This window comes from Actinomadura miaoliensis, from assembly GCF_039536785.1.
Classification (GTDB): Bacteria; Actinomycetota; Actinomycetes; order Streptosporangiales; family Streptosporangiaceae; genus Spirillospora; species Spirillospora miaoliensis.
In genome coordinates, this window is sequence record NZ_BAAAZG010000047.1 from 439,464 (window position 1) to 461,647 (window position 22,184).

Below are 22,184 nucleotides of genomic sequence, written 5' to 3' on the forward strand. Positions count from 1 at the left end.
GGGGCCGTCGAGTGTGTCGGACGATCATGTCGGACAAACGCGCTGGGGAGGTGCGGTGGTGAGCGCCGAGCCGTGGCTCGTGGTCGGTCTGGGCAATCCCGGGCCGTCGTACGCGGGCAACCGGCACAACGCCGGGTTCATGGTGCTGGACGTGCTGGCCGGGCGGGTCGGCGGCCGGTTCAAGGCGCACCGGGGACGCGCCGAGGTGGTCGAGGGACGCCTGGCGGGCGAGCGCGTCGTGCTCGCCAAGCCCCGCAGTTACATGAACGAATCGGGCGGCCCGGTGAAGGGGCTGCGCGACTTCTTCAAGGTACCGGTCGAACGCATCGTTATCGTGCACGACGAGTTGGACATCCCTTACGGTGCGATACGGCTCAAGCAGGGCGGCGGTGACAATGGCCACAACGGGCTGCGTTCGATCACCAAGTCGCTCGGCGACAGGAATTACCTGCGGATCCGCTTCGGTGTGGGACGTCCGCCCGGCCGCATGGATCCGGCCGCGTACGTCCTCAAGGATTTCTCGGCCGCCGAGCGCAGGGAGCTGGACCTGCACGTGGAACGCGCCGCCGACGCGGTCGAGGCGCTGCTCACCGACGGGCTCGGCGCGGCCCAGAACGTTTTCCACGCGTCCTGATCATCGCGGCCCGTCCGGGGGATGGCACTCGAAAGGTGACCTATTTCGGCCCCCGCGGTGAGCCGATCCTTTAGCTTGGGTAACAAAACCGCGGCTGACCGCCCGTTTTGGGAGTCGCCCGGGGTGAAGCGTCCGTAAGATGCGGCCATCTGGGGTTCGCACACATGTGAACCTCAAAGGCCGTTCAGCCGTCTCCGAGGTGGACCTCGTCTTACGGGGCGCATGTGGCAGGGGTGGTGAGACGTCTATGGCCGTCGTTGACAGGGTCCAGGTGGCGGACGCGTCCGCGAAGGACGGGCCGCGGCAGGGGCATTCCGTCAACTGGACGGGCTCGTACCGTCGGCGTGCGCTCACCCTGGACTTCCTCAGCATGCTCGTCGCGGGCGCGATCGCGTTCGTGCTGCGCTTCCCGGGCATGCCGGGCGAGTTCACGATCCCGTACGTCGCGCTGACCGTGGCCCTGCCGCTGGCGTGGCTGCCGATCCTGGCGCTGTGCCGCGCCTACCAGCCCCGCTACATCGGCGTCGGCTACGAGGAGTTCCACCGTGTGCTGCGCGCGGGGTTCATCCTCACCGCCACCGTGGCGATCGTCGCCTACGCCACGAAGACCGAGGTGGCCCGCGGCTACGTGGTGATGGCGCTGCCGCTGGGCACCTTCCTCGGCCTGGTCGCGCGGTACCGGCTGCGCAAGTGGCTGCACCGGCGGCGCTGGGAGGGCGAGTGCATGCGGCGCGTGGTCGCCGTGGGGCACCGCACGTCCGTCGCCGACCTGATCCGCCTGCTGCGGCAGAAGCGCTACCACGGCATGGACATCGTCGCGGTGTGCCTGCCGCCCGCGCTGGTCGAGGGCGAGGACGCGGTCACCGAGGTCGAGGGCGTCCCCGTGCTGGGCGACTTCCGGCAGGCCGCGACCGTCGTGGACCGGGTGGGCGCCGACTCGGTGGCGGTGCTGGCCTGCCCGGAGATGGACGGGGTGGCGCTGCGCCGCCTGGCCTGGCAGATCGAACGCGACGACGTCGAACTGGTCGTGGCGCCCGCGCTGATGGACGTCACCGGGCCGCGCATCTCCATCCGCCCGGTGTCGGGGCTGCCGCTGCTGCACGTGGAGCATCCCGAGCTGGACGGCGGCCGCCAGGTCGTCAAGGACCTGTTCGACCGGGTGGGGGCGCTGGCCGCGCTGGTGGCGCTCAGCCCGCTGCTGCTGACCGTCGCGCTGCTGATCAAGCTCACCAGCAAGGGGCCGGTGCTGTTCCGGCAGACCCGGGTGGGCCGCGACGGGCGCGAGTTCACCGTGCTGAAGTTCCGCACGATGGTGGTCGACGCCGAGGCCCGCAAGACCGAGCTGCTGGTGCACAACGAGCACGACGGGGTGCTGTTCAAGATCAGGCAGGATCCGCGGATCACCCCGGTCGGCCGCCGGCTGCGCCGCTACTCACTGGACGAGCTGCCGCAGCTGTTCAACGTGCTGCGCGGTGACATGTCCCTGGTCGGGCCGCGTCCGCCGCTGCCGGAGGAGGTCGCCCGCTACGGCGGCGACGTCTACCGGCGGCTGGCCGTCAAGCCGGGCCTGACCGGGCTGTGGCAGGTGAGCGGACGCTCGGACCTGACCTGGGAGGAATCGGTCCGGCTCGACCTGCGTTACGTCGACAACTGGTCGCTCGCCCTCGATCTGCTGATCCTGTGGAAGACCTGGTCGGCGGTGGTCCGCGGCTCCGGCGCGTACTAGCGGGCGGGGAGGGGCGCATCCTGCTCGGTGGGCTGCGCTCACCTTCGCCGGGGCCCGCGAGCTGCGTCTGCCAGGGGGCGACCCCGGGGGCGGGGCGTGGAGGCGGGGTAGGCGACAATGGAGACCCAACCGATCAGCCGAGCCGGAAATGGGCGAGTGATGACGCAGAGCCCGCGGGATGACCACGCGCTGGCGGCCGGGCTGGCCCGGGACGCCGGGCGCCTGCTGCTGGAGGTGCGCGAGGAGGTCGGATTCGCCGACGTCGACGCCCTGAAGAAGGCGGGTGACCTGCGCTCCCACGAGTTCCTGGCGGCCGCGCTGGCCGAGCGCCGCCCCGGCGACGCCGTCCTGTCGGAGGAGGGCAAGGACGACCTGGCCCGGCTGGACGCCGACCGGGTGTGGATCGTCGACCCGCTCGACGGCACCCGCGAGTTCGGCGAGGAGGGCCGCACCGACTGGGCCGTCCACGTGGCGCTGTGGCAGTCCGGCGAGCTCGTCGCGGGAGCCGTCGCGCTGCCCGCGCGGGGCGTGACGCTCCGCACGGCGCCCGACGGCGCGCTCGTCAGCCCGTGGGACGGCACGCCGGACCGTCCGCTGCGCACCCCCGAGCCCGACCCCGGGCGCCTGCGCGTCACGGTCAGCCGCAGCCGTCCACCGAAGTTCTTGGACGCGCTGATCGAGCGCGTCGAGCCCGAGGTCGAGCTGGTGCCCATCGGCTCGGCCGGGGCGAAGATCGCCGCGGTGCTGCTCGGCGAGGTCGACGTCTACGTCCACGCGGGCGGGCAGTACGAGTGGGACTCGGCCGCGCCGGTCGCCGTGGCGCTGGCCGCGGGCGCCCACGTGTCCCGCGTCGACGGCACCCCGCCCCGCTACAACCAGAAGGACCCCCGGCTGCCGGATATCCTTGTCTGTCACCCCGTGTCGGCATCGATGCTGCTGACCGGCATCCGGGACGTGGGCGCGGCCCTGCCGGGCTGAGCCGGCCGGACCGGCCGCCCCCGACCCGCGGGGACGGCGTCATCCCGGCCACCGGTGCATCTGCCAGAGAGCGTGGAGAGAACCCCAGACCATGCAGCGCTGCGATTACCTGCTGTCACAGCTGGACGTCCTTGAGGCGGAGTCGATTCACATCATCCGAGAGGTGGCGGCCGAGTTCGAACGGCCGGTGCTGCTGTTCTCGGGCGGCAAGGACAGCATCGTGATGCTGCACCTTGCGTCCAAGGCCTTCTGGCCGGCGCCGATCCCGTTCCCGGTGATGCACGTCGACACCGGCCACAACTTCCCCGAGGTGCTGGACTTCCGCGACCGGCGGGTGGCCGAGCTGGGGGTGCGGCTGGTCGTCGCGTCCGTGCAGGAGTCGATCGACAAGGGCCGGGTGGTGGAGGAGACCGGCCGGTGGGCCTCCCGCAACCGGCTGCAGACCACCACCCTGCTGGACGCCATCGAGGAGCACCGCTTCGACGCGGCGTTCGGCGGCGCCCGCCGCGACGAGGAGAAGGCGCGCGCCAAGGAGCGGGTGGTGTCGTTCCGCGACGAGTTCGGCCAGTGGGACCCCAAGAACCAGCGGCCCGAGCTGTGGAACCTGTACAACACGCGGATCCGGCAGGGCGAGCACGTGCGGGTGTTCCCGCTGTCGAACTGGACCGAGCTGGACGTGTGGGACTACATCCGCCGCGAGGGCCTGGAAATCCCGTCCATCTACTTCGCGCACAACCGGCGCGTGTTCGAACGCGACGGGCTGCTGCTGGACGACAACCCGTACGCCAACCGGGACGACGACGAGCCGGTGTTCGAGGCGATGGTGCGGTACCGCACGGTGGGCGACATGTCCTGCACGGGTGCGGTCAAGTCGGCCGCGACCACGCTGGACGAGGTGATCGAGGAGATCGCCGCGACGAGGATCACCGAGCGGGGGCAGACCCGCGCCGACGACCGCTCCAGCGAGGCCGCCATGGAGGACCGCAAGAAGGAGGGCTACTTCTAATGGCCGCCACCGACACCGCCCAGGACACCGCGCCCCAGGGCAAGACGATGGACATGCTGCGGTTCGCCACCGCCGGTTCCGTGGACGACGGCAAGTCCACGCTCATCGGGCGGCTGCTGTACGACTCCAAGTCGATCTTCGAGGACCAGCTGGAGGCGGTCGAGCGCACCAGCGCCGACCGCGGCGAGGAGCACACCAACCTGGCCCTGCTGACCGACGGGCTGCGCGCCGAGCGCGAGCAGGGCATCACCATCGACGTGGCGTACCGCTACTTCGCCACCCCGCGCCGCAAGTTCATCATCGCCGACACTCCGGGCCACATCCAGTACACCCGCAACATGGTGACCGGGGCGTCCACCGCCGACCTGGCGATCATCCTGGTGGACGCGCGCAAGGGCATCCTGGAGCAGTCGCGCCGGCACGCGTTCCTGGCCACGCTGCTGAAGGTGCCGCACCTGGTGGTGGCGGTCAACAAGATGGACCTGGTCGGCTACGACCGGGCGGTGTTCGAGTCGATCGTGGACGAGTTCACCGCGTTCGCCGCCAAGCTGTCGGTCGGCGACCTGACGTTCATCCCGATCTCGGCGCTGCACGGCGACAACGTGGTGCAGCGGTCGGTGAACATGCCGTGGTACGAGGGCACGTCGCTGCTGCACCACCTGGAGCACGTGCACATCGCCTCCGACCGCAACCTGATCGACGTGCGGTTCCCGGTGCAGTACGTGATCCGCCCGCACGCCAGCACCGACCCGGCGTTGCACGACTACCGCGGCTACGCGGGGCAGGTCGCGGGCGGCGTGCTCAAGCCGGGCGACGAGGTGGTGCACCTGCCGTCCGGGCTCACCACCGCCATCACCCACATCGACGGGCCGAACGGGCCGGTGACCGAGGCGTTCGCGCCGATGTCGGTGACGCTGCGGCTGGCCGACGACATCGACATCTCCCGCGGCGACATGATCGCCCGCCCGAACAACCGGCCGCAGGTCGCCCAGGACCTGGAGGCGATGGTGTGCTGGATGACCCCCGACCGGCAGCTCGCGCCCCGCACCAAGCTGCTGATCAAGCACACCACCCGCACCGCCAAGGCGCTGGTGAAGGACCTGCACTACCGGCTGGACGTCAACACGCTGCACCGCGACGAGCAGGCCGGCGCGCTCGGGCTGAACGAGATCGGCCGGGTCAGCCTGCGCGTCACCCAGCCGCTGTTCATCGACGAGTACGCGCGCAACCGGCTGACCGGCGGGTTCGTGCTGATCGACGAGGCCACCAACAACACCGTCGCGGCAGGCATGATCACCGGCGCGTCCTGACGCGCGCCCGCGTGCGCCCCGGCCGGTCCGATGCCGGACGGCCGGGGCCGCCGCATGTCAGATCCCGGTAATGTCGATGTCAGATTCACGTCACCGACGTCGCTGACGTCCCTGGCCGCGCTGGAGCCGCAGTGAAACCCTCCCTCCCCCCGTCCCCGGCCGCCCGGAGCGCCCGGTGAAGGCGCTCGTCCTGGCGGGCGGATCCGGCTCGCGACTGCGGCCGATCACCCACAGCTTCGCCAAGCAGCTGGTGCCGGTGGCCAACAAGCCGGTGCTGTTCTACGGCCTGGAGGCCATCCGGGACGCCGGGATCCGCGAGGTCGGCGTGGTGGTCGGCGACACCGAGGCCGAGATCAGGGAGGCGGTCGGCGACGGGTCCCGGTTCGGCGTGCGGGTGACCTACCTGCGGCAGGACGCCCCGCGCGGGCTGGCGCACGCGGTGCTGATCGCCCGGGACTTCCTCGGCGACGACGACTTCGTCATGTACCTCGGCGACAACTTCATCGTCGGCGGCATCAACGACCTGGTGGACCGGTTCCGCCGGGAGCGCCCGCACGCCCAGATCATGCTCGCCAAGGTGTCCGACCCGCGCGCGTTCGGCGTCGCCGAGCTCGACGCGGACGGCCGGGTGGTGGGGCTGGAGGAGAAGCCCGAGCATCCCAAGAGCGACCTGGCCCTGGTCGGGGTGTACCTGTTCGGCCCGGCGGTGCACGAGGCCGTGGCGCGGCTCAAGCCGTCCCGGCGCGGCGAGCTGGAGATCACCGACACCATCCAGTGGCTGATCGACCAGGGGCACCGGGTGGAGTCCACGATGGTGTCCGGCTACTGGAAGGACACCGGCAACGTCACCGACATGCTGGAGGTCAACCGGCTGGTGCTGGAGGGCCTGGAGCCGTCGGTGGCCGGGGAGGTGGACTCCGCCAGCGAGCTGATCGGCCGGGTGGTGGTCGAGGAGGGCGCGCGCGTCACCGGCTCGCGCGTCGTCGGCCCCGCCATCATCGGTCCCGGCGCGGTCATCCGCGACTCCTACGTCGGCCCGTTCACCTCCATCGACCGGGACTGCGCGGTCATCGACAGCGAGATCGAGTACTCCATCGTGCTGCGCGGCGCGTCCATTGACGGGGTGGGACGCATCGAGGTCTCACTCATCGGAAGGCAGGCACGGGTGACGCCCGCTCCCCCCGTGCCGAGGGCACACCGTCTCGTCCTGGGAGACCACAGCAAAGTGCAGATCAGTAAATGAGGGCCCGGCGGATACTGGTCACCGGCGGGGCCGGGTTCATCGGTTCGCACTACGTTCGCGAGCTGGTGTCGGGCGGCTATCCCGCGTGGGCGGGCGCCGAGGTGACGGTGCTGGACAAGCTCACCTACGCGGGCAACCTGGCCAACCTCGAACCGGTCGAGGGGCGCTTCACGTTCGTGCACGGCGACATCTGCGACGCCGCCCTGCTCGCCGAGGTGGTGCCGGGGCACGACGTGGTGCTCAACTTCGCCGCCGAGTCGCACGTCGACCGGTCCATCGCCAGCGCGGGCGAGTTCGTGCGCACCAACGTGCTGGGCGTGCAGACCCTCATGCAGGCGTGCCTGGACGCGGGCGTCCCGCGCGTGGTGCAGGTGTCGACCGACGAGGTGTACGGCAGCATCGACGACGGCTCCTGGGACGAGGACGCGCCGCTGGCGCCCAACTCCCCGTACTCGGCGGCCAAGGCGGGCGGCGACATGATCGCCCGGGCGTACGCGCGCACCCACGGACTGCCGGTCAGCATCACCCGCTGCGGCAACAACTACGGGCCGTACCAGTACCCCGAGAAGGTCATCCCGCTGTTCGTCACCAACCTGATGGACGGCCGCACCGTCCCGCTGTACGGCGACGGCGGCAACGTGCGCGACTGGATCCACGTGGCCGACCACTGCCGCGGTATCCAGACGGTCGCCGAACACGGCGAGCCCGGCGAGGTGTACCACATCGCGGGCACCGCCGAGCTGACCAACCTGGAGCTCACCAGGCGGCTGCTCGACGCGCTGGGCGCCGACTGGAGCCGCGTGGAGCGCGTCCCCGACCGCAAGGGCCACGACCGCCGCTACTCGCTGTCGGACGCCAAGCTGCGCCGTCTCGGCTACGCGCCCCGGGTCTCGTTCGAGGACGGCATCGCCGAGACCGTCCGCTGGTACGCCGACAACCGGGCGTGGTGGGAGCCGCTGAAGAAGCGCGCGGAGGACGCCGGGTGAGCTGGCTCGTCATCGGCGCCGGCGGTATGTTCGGCACCGACCTGGTGCACCGCCTGCGCGCGCACGGCCACGAGGTCGCCGCCCTGACCCGCGCCGACCTCGACGTGTGCTCGCCGGACGCCGTCCGGCGGGCCCTGCGCGGCCACCGCCCGGCCACGGTGGTCAACTGCGCCGCCTGGACGGCCGTGGACGACGCCGAGACGCACGAGGACGCCGCGCTGGCCGTCAACGGCACCGCCGTGGGCGCCGTGGCCGCCGCGTGCGCGGACGTCGACGCCACGCTCGTGCAGATCTCCACCGACTACGTCTTCGACGGCCGGGGCGACCGCCCGTACCCCGAGGACGCCGTTCCGGCGCCCGTCAGCGCCTACGGCCGCACCAAGCTCGTGGGCGAGCGGGCCGTCCTCGACACCGGACGCGGCTACGTGGTGCGCACGGCGTGGCTGTACGGGGCGCACGGGTCCAGCTTCGTCCGCACCATGACGCGCCTGGCCGCCGAACGCGACACCGTCCAGGTGGTCGACGACCAGCACGGCCAGCCGACCTGGACGGGCGACCTGGCCGAACAGATCATCGCGCTGGCGTCGTCGGACGCGCCGCCGGGCGTCTACCACGGCACCAACGCGGGGCAGACCACCTGGTACGGCCTGGCCCGCGAGGTGTTCACCTTGCTCGGGCTCGACCCGGACCGCGTCCAGCCGACCACGACCGACAGGTTCCCGCGTCCCGCGCCGCGTCCGGCCTACAGCGTTCTCGGCCACGCCCGCTGGGCGGAGGCGGGCCTGTCGCCCATGCGTCACTGGCGCGAGGCCCTGCACGCGGCCTGGCCCGATCTGCGCTGACCGCGGCCGGGGTGCCGCCCCGGCCGCGTGCCCGGGTCGGGGGCGGCGCCCGTCAGACCGGCAGGCCGAGCGCGGCGTAGTACTCCAGGCATTCCCGGTAGTCGGGCAGCAGGCCGGTCTTCTGCGCGTCGGTCAGGCTCGGCGCGGCCGCGTCCTTGGCCGACAGGACCGGCTCGATGTCCTGCGGCCAGGCGATGCCGAGGTCGGGGTCCAGCGGGTGCACGCCGTGCTCGCGCTCGGGCGCGTACGGCTGGGAGCACAGGTAGATGACGGTGGCGTCGTCGGTGAGCGCCATGAACGCGTGCCCGAGCCCCTCGGCGACGTAGAGGCACCGGCGGGACCGGTCGTCCAGCCGGACGGCCTCCCAGCGGCCGAAGTCGGGGGAACCGACGCGCAGGTCCACCACCACGTCCAGGATGGCGCCGCGCAGGCAGGTGATGTACTTGGCCTGCCCAGGCGGGACGTCGGCGAAGTGCACGCCGCGCAGCGCGCCCTTGGCGGAGATCGAGCAGTTGGCCTGGGCGAGGTTCAGCTCGTGGCCGACCTGCGCGCGCAGCTCGTCCGCCCGGAACCACTCGTGGAAGGACCCCCGGTGGTCGCCGTGAACGTTCGGGGTGAACGAGAACGCGCCTTTGATGCCGAGTGGTTCCACACGCGCAAGAATGCCACATCCATCAGGATGCGACCGTCGCGCGCTCGGGTCCGGCCGCCACGGCCGGGGCGGCGTCCGCCGTCGGGGAGGCGGCGTCCACCGCAGGCGGCGGGGCGTCCAGGACCCGGGACTGCCGGCGCAGCGTCTCCGTCCACGCCACCATGATCAACAGCCAGATCCCCGAGACGTTGGCGGGGGTGGCCAGGCCCTCGGTGGTCATGCTGTCGACGACGAAGAACCCCAGCAGGCCCAGCAGCAGCCCCGCGTCGGGCCGCAGCGGACGGTGCCGGCACAGCAGCAGCAGCACGAAGCAGAGGGCCACCAGCAGCGAGGCGAATATCGCGGCGCCGACCGCGCCGTTGTCGACCAGCGCGTTGATGAACGCGTTGTGGCCGCCGCCCAGCCCGATGTCGTCCAGGAACAGCCCCCGGGAGGCGCCCAGCCCGCGCCCGAACACCGGCTCCTCGGCGTAGGCGCGCATCGCCAGCTCCCACAGGTCGGTGCGCGAGTTCAGGGACAGCAGCTTGTCGGCGGTCTCGCCGCGCGCCACGAACGCCATGATGGCGTCGGAGAACGCCAGCGCCGCCAGCACCGCCACGGCGGCGCCGAGCACGATGACGTCGGCCCGGCCGTGCGGCCCGCGCGCGGTGGCCAGCAGGACGACGAGCCCGGCCGCGCAGCCCAGCGCCGCGCCCCGGGTGCCGGTGGCCACCAGCGCCCCGGACAGAACCGCCAGGGCCCCCAGGTAGACCACGGGATGCCAGAGCCGGTGCTCGGGATGCTCGCGGCGCACCAGGTAGCTGATGACCAGCAGGACCGCCACGGCCAGGTACACGCCCGCGATGACGGGGTGCACGAACAGCCAGTTGAAGCGTTCCTGTGTGCGCGAGGTGCGCGGGAACGGATGCACCACACCGATGGCGACTGACACCAGCACGATCGCGATGAAGGCGTGCGCCAGCCGGTGCAGGTCCCGCGGCTGCGCCCGCGTCGCGACTGTGTAGATCACCGTCATGGTGATGAGCAGCTGCGCACCGCGCACCACGCCGAGCTGCGGGTACGGCGACCACAGCGCCGTCAGCGCCACATAGACGGCGAACGCCCACGCGGCCAGCAGCAGCCCGGTGGGCCGCCGCGCCGGCGGCCGCAGCCGGAACCGGTGGTGCAGGTACAGCGCCGCGCATCCGTACATCGCGATCTCGACCAGCACGGTCAGGTCGGCGCTGCCGCTGACCGCCTGGTCGACCTCGCGGCTGCGCAGCTTGTAGTCGCTGGACAGCATCAGCGCGAGCGGCAGCACGACGACCCACCAGCCCGCGCTGGGCACGACAGTCCGCTGCTGCCGACGCGGCAGAACGGACACCTTGGCAAGCTTCAACGGCCGCTCCCGAAAACGAATCGTCCTCAGAATAAGACCGCCCACACCCTGTCCCGGTGTACCGCCGCATATCCACCCTCGCCCCCCGGACGACCGTGACCGGCTACACGACGGGTCACGGCACGGCTTGCGGCCGCTGCGGGACGTGTGGGGGCGCGGTCAGTTGGGGGTGGACAGGGTCCAGGCGCCGGTGTGGCGGGTGCCGGTGGGGCGGTTGACGAGCTTGGCTATGCGGCTCGGCAGGGGGAGGGGGGTGGGACGGGCGCGTCCGGCCGACTTCGGGGCGAGCCGTCCGTCGGGGGCGGCGGCGTTGGGGTCGTCGAGGGCGAGGCCCTTCTTCTCCTGGCCGGTCTGGGCTCGGAAGGCGTCGAGGGTCGCGTAGGTGGCGGCGTTGCCCGCGCGCTGCCAGACGATCGTGAAGAAGGGGCTGCCGCGGCCGGGGCGGACGTAGACGTTGCCGTTGGCGGTGATGCGCATCTGTTCGGCGCTGCGCGGGCGTTCGGAGTGGTCCTGCACGCACAGCAGGCACGGCGCGCCCGCGCGGGCGTCGGCGAGGACGTTGTTGCTCAGGGTGATGTTCTGCACCAGCCACGGCACGGTCGGGTCGGGCAGCTTCTGCCGCGGGTCGTGGCCGGGTGTGGACAGGTCGGTGGCGCGCCGGCGGTCCTGCACCAGGTGGACGGTGCGGCCGTTGCCGGTCAGCGTGTTGTTCCAGATCTGCGCGTCGCCGCTGTCGTTGAGCCGCAGCCCGTCGCCGCCGTTGCCGAGGACGACGTTGTCGGCCACGACCGCCTTGGCGCTCAGTTCGATGGAGATGCCGTGGTCGCTGTTGCGGGCGATGCGGTTGCCGGTGATCGTGATGTCGTACACCGACTCGTCCAGCCACAGGCCCTTGCCGCGGTTGCCGACGGCGGCGCCGCCGACCAGCGCCACCTTGCGGGAGCGGGTGATCTTGACGCCGCCGGCCACCGGGGACGGCTTGAAGTGCTCGGTGTTGTTGGAGGCCGCGCGCACCGCCTCCAGCCGCAGGTCGTCGGCGTGGTTGGCGTGCACCCCGAGCATGCCGTTGCGGGTCGCGGTGACGCGGCGGACGCGGGCGTGCGCGGCCAGCACGCTCAGGCCGGTGGTGGCCGAGTCGGTGACCGCCACGTTCTCGACGGTGACGTCGGGCGCCACGACCTTCACCATGCCGATCTGGGGGATGGAGGTGGCGTAGCGGCGCACGCCCATGCCGCGCAGCGTGGACCCGGCGCCGCGCACGGTGATGGCCTCGGCGAGGGTGCTGGCGCGCACGGCCCGGCCGCGCGGGTCGGTGCCGACGTACAGGCGCCGCGCGCCCTCGTCGACGTAGAACGTGCCGCTCTTGACCTTGGCGCGCGACTCGACCTGCCGTTGCGCGACGCCGTCGATCCACACCTGGTCGGGGTGGGCGGCCATGGGGTGACCGGGGTCGACGAAGCGGAAGTCGTCGTCGCTGCTGGGGGCGGCGCCCTTGGTGTAGCCGGGGGTGGAGTCGAACCTGGCCGTCCAGCCGTCGACGGCCCACACGCCGTTGCGCTTGACCCAGCCGGACACGGGGGAGCTGCCGTCGAACCAGACCGCCTCGCCCGGATAGGCCTGGAGGGTCAGCTTCTTGCCGGCGGGGATGGTGACCGACTCGTGGTAGGTGCCGCCGCGCAGCACGACGGTGCCGCCCGAACGCGCCCGGCGGATGGCCGCGCCGACGGTGCGCAGCGGCGCGTCGCGCTCGCCGGACGCCGAGTCGCGCCCGGACGGCGCCACGTACAGGGCGCCGTCGGGCGCCGGGTAGCGGGTGCTGCCGACCTGGGCGGCGCCGGCGGTGCTCGCGACCGTCCCGGCGGGCTGTTCGCCGCGCGGCACCAGCCAGCCGAGGACGGCCACGGCGGCGACCGCCGGCAGGGCCGCCGCCCTGATGATCCACGTCCTGCGGGTGCTGCTGCCGGTCATAGCGCGAACCCTAGCCGGTCGGCGTGACAGTCGAGGCGGGTGTGACCGCTACCGGAAGGCGACCATTACGGCCCGGTCAGGTTTCTATGGCGCCCGTAAACAGGGCGACCTTGTGCGTCTCGCTGAACTTCACGCCCAGCACGACCTTCCCGTAGCCGGTGCTGGGCAGGTCGAAGGCGTAGGACGCCGACCTGGTCTTGCCCGGCGCCACCGTCCCGTAGAAGTCGTTGAGGTTGGCGTAGGAGGTCGGGCTCGCCTGCGTGCCCTTCGCCCCGTAGCGCGCCACGACCCGCACCTGGTTGAGGTCCAGCGGGCGCGGCGAGCCGTTGGTGAAGCGCAGCGTGAAGATGGTCAGGGTGCGGCCGGTCATCTCGCCCGGACCCTTGTTCTGGTTGCGCACCTTGCGGATTCCGGTGACCTGCACGGTGATCTTGTCGTCGTACGTCACCGGCTTGCGCAGGCCCTGCGACAGGCGCATGCTCTGCGCGCCGGGCGCGGCGTTGGCCTCCGACTCGGACTGCTGGCTGGGCGCGGGCGGCGGCGGGCCGGGCTTGTCGGCCTTCTTCTCGTCGCCGGAGCATCCGGTCACGGCCAGCGCGAACGCCAGGGTGAGCGTCAGGCCGGAACCGGCCACGCGGCGTGCCTGCCGGATCGGCCGGGACGGACGCGAAACCGAACGGGGCATGCGGCTATCTCCTCGGGCATCGCGGATCGGGGGGTGCACGGACGCCGGCCAGTGGAGCGGGGCGTGCTGGAGGCGGAGCAGATCCCCTGGACTGGCCAACAGTGTAAAAGAGCGGCAATGATGAACAGCCGACTTATGGCAACTGACGGGGTTTCGGAGCCGGCAGTGCCACGGGGCAGAACGACTAGGGGTTGCGTCCAATGAGAAGTCTCCTGCGCCGCGTTGCGGCCGTCGCGACTGCGGGGGTCCTCGCGTCGACGACCGTTGCCGGCGTTCCGGCGGCCGCCGACACGGCGCCGCCCGCGGGCACGCCCGCGACGGTGAGCGTGGATCCGTTGCCCACCTGGCAGGTGGACGGCGTGGTGTGGAGCATGACGACGGTCGGCAACACCGTCTACGCGACGGGCAACTTCGCCAAGGCGCGTCCCCCGGGCACGGCGGCCGGAAGCTCGGAGGAGGTCGACGCTCAGAACATCGTGGCGTTCGACATCCGCACCGGCGACCTGGTGACCTCGTTCCGGCACTCGCTGAACGGCCAGGGGCTGCGCATCGTCGCGTCCCCGGACGGCAAGCGCGTGTACGTGGGCGGCGAGTTCACCACGGTGGACGGGCAGCCGCGGTCGCGGCTGGCGGCGTTCGACACCGCCACCGGCGACCTGGTGCCCGACTTCGCGCCGACGGTGTCGTCCAAGGTCCGCGCCATCGCCGCGACCGACTCGACCGTCTACTTCGGCGGCAACTTCTTCAACGTCAACGGCAAGTCCCGCACGCGCCTGGCCGCGGTGAAGGCGTCGGACGGCTCGAACATCGACACCTGGCGTCCGACCGCGGACGACGACGAGGTGTTCGCCATGGCGATGGCGCCCGGCGACGCCCGCGTCCTCATCGGCGGCCGCTTCCAGACGCTCAACGGCGCGACGCAGGTCGGCATCGGCGCCGTGGACGCCACGACCGGCGCGTCCGCCCCCTGGAGCAGCCGCCCGATCCCCACGCGGTCGGGCAGCAACTACTCGTACGTGACCGACCTGTACGTGTCGGGGGACACGGTGTTCGCCTCGGCCAACGGCGAGGGGTGGCACTGGTTCGACGGCCGCTTCGCCGCCAAGGCCGAAACAGGCGACCTGGTGTGGCTCGACAACTGCTACGGCGCCACCTACGGCATCTTCGCCCAGGGCCAGTCGGTCTACAGCGTGTCGCACGCGCACGACTGCTCCTCGCTGGGCGCGTTCCCCGAGACCAGCCCGACGACGTGGCACCGCGCGCTGGCCGAGACCAGCTATCCCACCGGCACCGACCAGGCGGCCCCCGGGGCGGGCAGCAACTACTCCGGCCAGCCTGTGCCGAGCCTGCTGCACTGGTTCCCGACGTTGGCGATGGGTTCGTTCACCGGCCAGTTCCAGGCCGCGTGGGCGGTGACGGGCAACTCCGAGTACGTCGCCATGGGCGGTGAGTTCCCGCGCGTCAACGGCGTCGCGCAGCAGGGTCTCGTGCGGTTCGCCGTCAAGGACAAGGCCCCCAACAAGGCGGGCCCTGAGGACGCCGACCTCGGCACGCCCCAGGCGACCGCGCTGCCCGACGGGCGCATCCGCGTGTCCTGGAAGACGACCTGGGACATGGACAACAACAACCTCACCTACGAGGTGCTGCGCGACGACGACACCACGCCGATCGGCCGCGTCACCAAGGCGTCCACGTTCTGGAACATGCCGAACGCGGCGTTCACCGACCCCGCCCCGCCTTCGGGGTCGCACACCTACAAGGTCCGGGTGAAGGACCCGTTCGGCAACGCCGTCACCAGTGCCGCGTCCAACGCGGTGACGGGTGTGTCCGCGACGCCCAGCGCGTACGCCAAGGCGATCGCCGACGACGGGGCGGCCGACCACTGGCGCCTGGGCGACGGCGGCAGCGGCCCCGCCTACGACCACGCCGGCCCGTACGACCTGACGCTCCAGTCCGGGGTCACGCGCGGCCAGGCCGGGGCCATCAAGAACGACACCGACAAGGCGATGACGTTCAACGGCACGTCCACGGGCACGTCCAGCACGGCCGCCGTGCCCGCGCCCGGTGACTTCAGCCTGGAGGCGTGGGTCAAGACCACCAGCACCTCCGGCGGCAAGATCATCGGCTACGGCAACCGCAACAGCGGCACCAGCACGGCCTACGACCGGCACCTGTACATGACCAACGATGGCCGCGTCGTGTTCGGCGTCAAGCCGGCGACGTCCGTCGTGACGATCCAGAGCGGCGCCGGGCTCAACGACGGGCGCTGGCACCACATCGTCGGCACGCTCGACTCGTCCGCCGGGATCCGGCTGTACGTGGACGGCACGCAGGTCGGCGCCGACGCCGGCGCCAAGAACGGTGAGAAGATCTCCGGTTACTGGCGCGTCGGCGGGGACAACCTCGGCTCCTGGCCGAACCGGCCGACGAGCAACTTCCTCGCCGGCACCCTCGACGAGGTGGCGGTGTACCCGCGGGTGCTGACCGCCCAGCAGGTCGCCCTGCACCACGGCGTCGGCCTCGGCACGGTCGTGCCCAACAAGCCGCCCACGGCCGCGTTCACCGCCGACTGCCAGTGGATGACCTGCACGTTCGACGCCACCGGCTCCAGCGACTCCGACGGGACGATCGCCCAGTACGCCTGGGACTTCGGCGACGGGAAGACCGGCACCGGCGCCAACGCCTCGCACACCTTCACCACCCCCGGCGAGCACACCGTCAAGCTCACCGTCACCGACGACGACGGCGCCACCGGCGAGGCCCTGCGCACCGTCACCGTCCGTTCGCAGACGGTCGCCTCGGACGCCTTCGACCGCACCGTCGGCAGCGGCGGCTTCGGCACCGCCGACACCGGCGGCCCATGGTCGGGCGTCGGCACGGTCAGCGGCCTGTCGGTGAGCGGCGGCGCCGGGCGGATGACGCTCGCCACCGCCGGCGCGTCCATGGGCGCCTACCTGAACAACGTGTCGGCCGCCGGCACCGACGCCACGGTCAAGCTGTCGGTCGACAAGGAGGGCACCGGCAACGGCGTCTACGTCTGGCTGGCCGGGCGTCGCGTCTCCAGCGCGGGCGACTACCGGGCGCGTGTCCGGCTGCGGCCGTCCGGGGTCGTCTCGCTGCAGATCAGCCGCACCAACTCCAGCAACAGCGAGACCGTCATCGGCGCCGAGCAGACCATCCCCGGCCTGACGTACGCGCCGAACACCCCGCTGCGGCTGCGCCTGCGTGTGACGGGCTCGGCCCCGACCACGCTGAGCGCCAAGGTGTGGGCGGACGGCGCCGCCGAGCCCGACTGGCAGGTGACCGGCACCGACTCCACCGACGGGCTGCAGACGTCCGGCGGCGTCGGCCTGCGCTCCCAGCTCGCGGGCAGCGCGACCAACGCCCCGATCGTCCTGTCGGTGGACGACTTCACCGCGCAGGCCGCGGAGTGAGGGCGGCCGCCTGACAGATCGTCATATCGGCACGTCACCTCCTGACATGGTGACAATTTCGTACGTTGCCGCCGTGTCCCCTGCGGGACCGCACTACGATCTGCGGATCGAAGTGACCGCAGGGGTCACAGGGGCCACTTGGCAAGGGAACTGACTCGTGACAAGTCCTTCGCTTCGACGTCGTCGTGCCGCCGCCACCGCCGTCGCGGCCTCGACCGTCCTGCTCGGCGCGTCCGCCCTGCCCGCGGCGGCCGACACCGCGCCGCCCTCGGGAACACCGGCCACGGTCAGCGTGGACCCGTTGCCGACCTGGCAGGTCAACGGCGTCGTGTGGAGCATGACGACGGTCGGGAACACCGTCTACGCGACCGGGAAGTTCACCAAGGCGCGCCCGCCGGGCACCGCCGCCGGCAGCAGCAAGGAGGTCAACGCGCAGAACATCCTGGCGTTCGACATCCGCACCGGGAACCTGGTCACCACCTTCAAGCACTCGCTCAACGGCCAGGGCCTGCGGATCGTCCGCTCGCCCGACGGCAAGCGCGTCTACGTGGGCGGCGAGTTCACCGCCGTGGACGGGCAGCCGCGGTCGCGGCTGGCGGCGTTCGACACCGCCACCGGCAAGCTCGTGGCCGGCTTCGCGCCCAAGGTGTCCAACAAGGTCCGCGCCATCGCCGCGACCAACTCGACCGTCTACTTCGGCGGCAACTTCTTCAACGTCAACGGCAAGTCGCGCACGCGGCTGGCCGCGGTGAAGGCGTCGGACGGCTCGCTGGTCGACGCCTGGCGTCCCACCGCCGACGACGACGAGGTGTTCGCCATGGCGATGGCGCCGGGCAACACCCGCGTCCTCATCGGCGGCCGCTTCCAGAAGATCAACGGGGCGACCAAGGTCGGCATCGGCGCGGTCAACGCCACCACCGGCGCGACGGCCACCTGGACCAGCCGTCCCATCCCCACGCGCCAGGGCAGCCGGTTCTCCTACGTCACCGACCTGTTCGTGTCGGGCGACACCGTGTACGGCTCGGCCAACGGCGAGGGGATGCACTGGTTCGACGGCCGGTTCGCCGCCAAGGCGGCCGACGGCGAGCTGGTGTGGCTGGACAACTGCTACGGCGCCTCGTACGGCGTGTTCGCCCAGGGCAAGTCGCTCTACAGCGTGTCGCACGCGCACGACTGCTCGTCCCTGGGGGCGTTCCCCGAGACGACCCCGTCGACGTGGCACCGCGCCCTGGCCGAGACGACCTACGCCACCGGCAAGGACCAGGCGCCTCCCGGCTCCAACAGCAACTACCGCAGGCAGCCGGTGCCGAGCCTGCTGCACTGGTTCCCGACGCTGACGGCGGGGACGTTCACCGGCCAGTCCCAGGCGGCGTGGGCGGTGACGGGCAACTCCGAGTACGTCGCCATGGGCGGTGAGTTCCCGCGCGTCAACGGCGTCGCGCAGCAGGGGTTGGTGCGGTTCGCGGTCAAGGCCAAGGCGCCCAACAAGTCCGGCCCGGTGAAGGCCGAGCTCGCCGCGCCCAAGGCCGTCGCGGGCGTGAGCGGCGTCAAGGTGTCCTGGCAGGCCACCTGGGACATGGACAACAACAACCTCACCTACGAGGTGCTGCGGGACAACGGCACCACCCCCGTCGGCACGGTGAGCAAGGCGTCCACGTTCTGGACCAAGCCCTCCCTGTCCTTCACCGACACCAAGGCGCCGAAGGGCAAGCACACTTACAAGATCCGCGTGAAGGACCCGCTCGGCAACGTCGTGACCAGCGCCGCGTCCAACGAGGTGACGAGGTGACGCGCACCGCCTGACGGGCCGTATGAACGGGCCGTATGAACGACGACGGGCCGCGCACCGGGGGTCGCCCCTCGGCGCGCGGCCCGTTCACGTGACCGCTGACGGCCCGCTCACGTGACCGGAATCGGCCACGGCGGGGTCACTTACCGCGGATCGTCTTGCGGGTCAGCCGGCGTGCGAGCAGATCCTCGCAGAGCCGCTCGTACGCGGCGGCCACGTCGTCCCACACGTAGTGCTCGGAGGCCCGCTTGCGCGCCGCCGCGCCCCGGTCGGCGGCCGCGCCCGGGTCGTTCTCGGCGGCCTCGATCTCGGCGGCCAGGTCCTGCGGGTCGGTGAAGAACCGGCCGGCCTCCTCGCCCAGCACCTCGCGGTTGAAGTTGACGTCGAACGCCACGACCGAGGCGCCGGCGCCCATCGCCCGCAGCAGCGACGGGTTGGTGCCGCCCACCGAGTGCCCGTGGATGTAGGTGAGCGCGCCCGCGTACAGGGCGTCGAGGAGGTCCTGGTCCCAGACGCCGCCGAGGAACGTGATGCGCGGGTCGTCCCCGGCCAGTTCCTTCACCTGCGCGGTGTAGGCGTCGGAGTACGGCGCCGAACCCACCACCACCAGCGGATGCTTGGCCTTGCTGCGCCGGTAGCCGTCGACGGCGAGATGCACGTGGTTCTCCGGCTCGAACCGGGCCACGACCAGGTGGAACCCGCCCGGCTCGTAGCCCGCCTCGGCCAGCTTGGCGTTGTCGGGCTCGGTGAGGATCGGCGCGCCGTAGGGGATGAACACCGACGAGGCGCCGAAGCGCTCCCGGTAGTAGTCCTCGATGCCGCGGGCGTCGGCGATCAGCGCGTCCGACCAGCGCACCGCCAGGCTCTCGGCGGTGCGGTAGTAGCGCTGCCCGGAGCCGCTCCACTTGGTGCGCTTCCACTCCAGCCCGTCGACGTGCGTGGCCACCGGGACGCGCAGCGCCCGCAGCATCGGCAGCATCGGCGCGTTGGCGGCGTTGAACACCAGCGCCACGTCGGGGCCGCGGCGCACGATCCGCCGGGTCGAGGCGTGCAGCACCGACAGCGCCGTGTGGCTGAGCGTCTCGGCGACCTTGGCGCGCACCGCGGGCAGGTGCACCAGCCGCATGCCCAGATACTCCCGCTCGGGATGCCGTTCGCCCCGGCAGTACACCGTCACCTGGTGGCCGGAGGCGGCCAAGCGACGCCCGATCTCCTCCACCGCGGTCTCGAAGCCGCCGTAGCGCGCCGGAACTCCGCGAGTCCCCACCATGGCGATGCGCACCCTTGACCCCCTGCCTGAGCATTACCTTGTTGAACCGAGATCCAGCCGCGGTCGTAGAACCGCAATGTCTGATCAGGCCAGCGTAAGGCGAGCGGACATCTCGCGCGTCCTGTAAGTAAAGCCCGGTTAATCTGTGGGTGGCGCGACAACGGTTGCCGGGTGCACCGGCGCCGGAAGGAGGGGGCCGTGGACGAGGGTGACGAGAGATCTGTTGTGGTGCTGGCGCACCCGTCGCCCGATCTCTACGGTTCGGACCGCATGCTCGTCGAGTCGGTCCGGGCGCTGGCGGCAGAACGACGCGTGGTGGTGACCCTGCCCGCCGACGGGCCGCTGTCGGGTCCGCTGCGGGACGCGGGCGCCGAGGTCGTCGTGCTGCCCGTCCCCGTCCTGCGCAAGGCGTACATGTCGCCGGTCGGCATCCTGCGGCTGACGGCCGCGTCGGTGCGGGCGCTGCCGCGCGCCGTGCGGCTGCTGCGCCGCGACCGCGCCGCCGCCCTGTACGTCAACACCGTCACCATCCCGCTGTGGCTGGTGGCGGCCCGGCTCGCCCGCGTCCCGGCGCTGTGCCACGTGCACGAGGCCGAGGAGGGCGTGCCCCGCCCGGTGCGCGCGGCGCTGGCGATGCCGCTGCGGCTGGCCCGGTCGGTGGTCGTCAACAGCCGGGCGAGCGCGGCGGCGCTCGGGCCGGTCGGCCGCCGGGCCCGCATCATCTACAACGGCGTGGCCGAGCCCGACCCGGCCCAGGTCACCGAGCCGCGGCCCGTCCTGGACGCGCCGGTGCGGGTCACGCTGGTCGGACGGCTGTCGCCGCGCAAGGGGTCGGACGTGGCGGTGCGCGCCGTCCGGCTGCTGCGCGAGCGCGGCCACGACGTGACGCTGACCCTCGTCGGCAACGTCTTCCCCGGCTACGAGTGGTTCGAGGAGGAGCTGCGGACCCTGGCCGGTGACGACGGTGCGGTGGAGTTCGCCGGTTTCCGTCCCTCGGTGTGGGACTCGTTCGCCGCCGCCGACGTGGCGGTCGTGCCGTCCCGGGTCGAGCCGTTCGGCAACGTCGCGGTCGAGGCGATGCTGGCCGGACGGCCCGTGGTGGCCAGCGCCACCCAGGGGCTGGTCGAGATCGTCAGCGACGGCGACAACGGCGTGCTGGTGCCCCCCGACGACCCGGCCGCCCTCGCCGACGGCATCGCCCGCCTGCTGGACGACTGGGACGGCGCCCTGGCCATGGCCAAGCGGGCCCGCGCCGACGCCGCCCACCGCTTCGGCGAGGACCGCTACCATCGCGAGCTGCGCGCCGCCGTACGCGCCCTGACCTCGCCCGGATCCGCCGCCGCATCCGCGCCCGCATCCGACGTCCCCCCATCCGATCCCACGAGGACCCAGAGCAGCCGATGACAGCCCAGACTCCCGTTCCGGCCTCCGTCCCGGCCACGCCGGAGATCAGTCTTGTCGAGGCGGTGTGGCGCTTCCGGACGATGTCGCTCATCATCGTGCTCGTGTCCGTGCTGGTCTCGGCGGCGGCCACGCAGCTGCTGCTGGGCGGCGCCACGGCCACCGCCCGTTTCGCGGTCACCGACCCCACCAACAAGAACAACGTGCTGCGCATGGGCGTGGTCTCGGGGCAGGGCTTCGCCACCTACACCGCCCAGCGCGCCGCGTTCGCCGGGTCCACGCCCGTGCTGACCAAGGCGACCGAGATCATCAAGCGCAAGGGCGGCCCGGCCATGACCAGCGCGCAGCTGCGCGGCCGGGTGTCCACCTCCAGCAAGGCCGACGGCGGCGTGGTGCTGGTCGAGGCCAAGGGGTCCGACATGCGCGAGGCGGCGATGTTCGCCAACGCGGTGGTGGACGCCTACCAGGAGGTGACGGTCTCCACCAACCTCGCCAAGCTCGACGAGCAGCTGAAGTCCATCCAGCAGACCCAGCAGCAGGTCACCCAGCAGATGGAGGCCACGGCCGTCGGCAGCCGCAACTACCGGCTGCTGGCCACCCGGCTGACCAAGCTGCAGACCGACGAGAGCGGCGTGCTGTCGGCCCGCGCCAACACCAACGACGGCGTGCAGTTCGTCGACACCGCCGACCCCAACGCGGCCGAGCCGAGCAAGCTGCCGCGCAACGCCGTCATCGGGCTGGCCGTCGGCCTGATCGTGGCGTGCGTGGTGTCGTTCCTGCGGGCCGCCTCGCCGCGCGCCCGGCGGCGCACGGCGCCCGTCCCGGCGGCGGGCCCGGCCGACCACGGCGAGCAGGCGGTCGCGCCGCCCGCCGCGCCGGAGC

General features: G+C 71.9%; 17 protein-coding genes. 12 read left to right on the plus strand and 5 right to left on the minus strand.

From position 1 onward, the window contains the following. Positions 1 to 58: 58 nt before the first annotated feature. The 8 genes from pth to rfbD all read left to right on the plus strand — a co-directional run bounded on the left by pth (position 59) and on the right by rfbD (position 8,725). Positions 59 to 634 carry an aminoacyl-tRNA hydrolase gene (pth, locus tag ABD811_RS31255; protein WP_344954935.1) on the plus strand — a complete coding sequence of 192 codons (576 nt, stop codon included), beginning with the start codon at positions 59 to 61 and terminating at the stop codon, positions 632 to 634. 247 nt (positions 635 to 881) lie between these two features. Continuing rightward, positions 882 to 2,360, plus strand: a complete 1,479-nt coding sequence (locus ABD811_RS31260; protein ID WP_344954938.1) for a sugar transferase — start codon at positions 882 to 884, stop codon at positions 2,358 to 2,360. Positions 2,361 to 2,519: 159 nt separating this feature from the next. Then, positions 2,520 to 3,338: a 3'(2'),5'-bisphosphate nucleotidase CysQ gene (locus tag ABD811_RS31265; protein WP_344954940.1), complete on the plus strand. Its 819-nt coding sequence runs from the start codon at positions 2,520 to 2,522 to the stop codon at positions 3,336 to 3,338. 91 nt (positions 3,339 to 3,429) lie between these two features. Then, positions 3,430 to 4,344 carry a sulfate adenylyltransferase subunit CysD gene (gene cysD, locus ABD811_RS31270; protein WP_344954941.1) on the plus strand — a complete coding sequence of 305 codons (915 nt, stop codon included), beginning with the start codon at positions 3,430 to 3,432 and terminating at the stop codon, positions 4,342 to 4,344. Between the two features lie 47 nt (positions 4,345 to 4,391). Next, positions 4,392 to 5,654, plus strand: a complete 1,263-nt coding sequence (locus ABD811_RS31275; protein ID WP_344954995.1) for a sulfate adenylyltransferase subunit 1 — start codon at positions 4,392 to 4,394, stop codon at positions 5,652 to 5,654. 175 nt (positions 5,655 to 5,829) lie between these two features. Then, a complete protein-coding gene (locus ABD811_RS31280; protein WP_344954942.1) occupies positions 5,830 to 6,897 on the plus strand; it encodes a glucose-1-phosphate thymidylyltransferase in 1,068 nt (355 codons plus the stop codon). Further along, a complete protein-coding gene (rfbB, locus tag ABD811_RS31285) occupies positions 6,894 to 7,883 on the plus strand; it encodes a dTDP-glucose 4,6-dehydratase (RefSeq protein WP_344954944.1) in 990 nt (329 codons plus the stop codon). The genes ABD811_RS31280 and rfbB overlap by 4 nt, the downstream gene beginning before the upstream one ends. Further along, positions 7,880 to 8,725, plus strand: coding sequence for a dTDP-4-dehydrorhamnose reductase (rfbD, locus tag ABD811_RS31290; protein ID WP_344954945.1), 846 nt, complete (start codon positions 7,880 to 7,882; stop codon positions 8,723 to 8,725). The genes rfbB and rfbD overlap by 4 nt, the downstream gene beginning before the upstream one ends. A 52-nt stretch (positions 8,726 to 8,777) precedes the next feature. On the opposite strand, the gene ABD811_RS31295 is transcribed toward rfbD, so the two are convergent. The 4 genes from ABD811_RS31295 to ABD811_RS31310 all read right to left on the minus strand — a co-directional run bounded on the left by ABD811_RS31295 (position 8,778) and on the right by ABD811_RS31310 (position 13,408). Then, positions 8,778 to 9,377, minus strand: a complete 600-nt coding sequence (locus ABD811_RS31295) for a dTDP-4-dehydrorhamnose 3,5-epimerase family protein (RefSeq protein WP_344954947.1) — start codon at positions 9,375 to 9,377, stop codon at positions 8,778 to 8,780. A 22-nt stretch (positions 9,378 to 9,399) separates the two neighbouring features. Beyond that, complete coding sequence (locus tag ABD811_RS31300) at positions 9,400 to 10,755, minus strand: O-antigen ligase family protein (RefSeq protein ID WP_344954949.1); 1,356 nt, start codon at positions 10,753 to 10,755, stop codon at positions 9,400 to 9,402. A 159-nt stretch (positions 10,756 to 10,914) separates the two neighbouring features. Beyond that, positions 10,915 to 12,723 (minus strand): right-handed parallel beta-helix repeat-containing protein, encoded by a 1,809-nt coding sequence (locus ABD811_RS31305; protein WP_344954951.1) that lies wholly within the window; start codon positions 12,721 to 12,723, stop codon positions 10,915 to 10,917. Between the two features lie 76 nt (positions 12,724 to 12,799). Beyond that, positions 12,800 to 13,408, minus strand: coding sequence for a DUF4352 domain-containing protein (locus ABD811_RS31310; RefSeq protein WP_344954953.1), 609 nt, complete (start codon positions 13,406 to 13,408; stop codon positions 12,800 to 12,802). 326 nt (positions 13,409 to 13,734) lie between these two features. Here ABD811_RS31310 and ABD811_RS31315 point away from each other — a divergent pair, with 326 nt between their 5' ends. Then, positions 13,735 to 16,842, plus strand: coding sequence for a LamG-like jellyroll fold domain-containing protein (locus tag ABD811_RS31315; RefSeq protein WP_344954955.1), 3,108 nt, complete (start codon positions 13,735 to 13,737; stop codon positions 16,840 to 16,842). Positions 16,843 to 16,999: 157 nt separating this feature from the next. Next, a complete protein-coding gene (locus tag ABD811_RS31320) occupies positions 17,000 to 18,631 on the plus strand; it encodes a PQQ-binding-like beta-propeller repeat protein (RefSeq protein WP_344954957.1) in 1,632 nt (543 codons plus the stop codon). 139 nt (positions 18,632 to 18,770) lie between these two features. Here ABD811_RS31320 and ABD811_RS31325 read toward each other — a convergent pair whose 3' ends face one another. Next, the gene (locus tag ABD811_RS31325) at positions 18,771 to 19,901 is read right to left on the minus strand and encodes a DUF1972 domain-containing protein (RefSeq protein ID WP_344954959.1); all 1,131 of its coding nucleotides are present in this window, start codon (positions 19,899 to 19,901) and stop codon (positions 18,771 to 18,773) included. Positions 19,902 to 20,099: 198 nt separating this feature from the next. On the opposite strand from ABD811_RS31325, the gene ABD811_RS31330 reads away from it, so the two are divergent. Together ABD811_RS31330 and ABD811_RS31335 are read left to right on the plus strand one after the other, a co-directional pair. Then, positions 20,100 to 21,305: a glycosyltransferase family 4 protein gene (locus tag ABD811_RS31330; protein ID WP_344954961.1), complete on the plus strand. Its 1,206-nt coding sequence runs from the start codon at positions 20,100 to 20,102 to the stop codon at positions 21,303 to 21,305. Continuing rightward, on the plus strand, positions 21,302 to 22,184 hold an 883-nt coding region (locus ABD811_RS31335), incomplete at its 3' end, for a GumC domain-containing protein (protein WP_344954963.1). The genes ABD811_RS31330 and ABD811_RS31335, both read left to right, overlap by 4 nt.

What these genes read in the sequence shown, in the direction of transcription:
- ABD811_RS31310 (WP_344954953.1), bottom strand. Translation starts at nt 13,408, where the DNA reads ATGCCCCGTTCGGTTTCGCGTCCGTCCCGGCCGATCCGGCAGGCACGC.
- rfbB (WP_344954944.1), top strand. Translation starts at nt 6,894, where the DNA reads ATGAGGGCCCGGCGGATACTGGTCACCGGCGGGGCCGGGTTCATCGGT.
- ABD811_RS31325 (WP_344954959.1), bottom strand. Translation starts at nt 19,901, where the DNA reads ATGGTGGGGACTCGCGGAGTTCCGGCGCGCTACGGCGGCTTCGAGACC.
- ABD811_RS31305 (WP_344954951.1), bottom strand. Translation starts at nt 12,723, where the DNA reads ATGACCGGCAGCAGCACCCGCAGGACGTGGATCATCAGGGCGGCGGCC.
- ABD811_RS31265 (WP_344954940.1), top strand. Translation starts at nt 2,520, where the DNA reads ATGACGCAGAGCCCGCGGGATGACCACGCGCTGGCGGCCGGGCTGGCC.
- cysD (WP_344954941.1), top strand. Translation starts at nt 3,430, where the DNA reads ATGCAGCGCTGCGATTACCTGCTGTCACAGCTGGACGTCCTTGAGGCG.
- ABD811_RS31260 (WP_344954938.1), top strand. Translation starts at nt 882, where the DNA reads ATGGCCGTCGTTGACAGGGTCCAGGTGGCGGACGCGTCCGCGAAGGAC.
- ABD811_RS31275 (WP_344954995.1), top strand. Translation starts at nt 4,392, where the DNA reads ATGGACATGCTGCGGTTCGCCACCGCCGGTTCCGTGGACGACGGCAAG.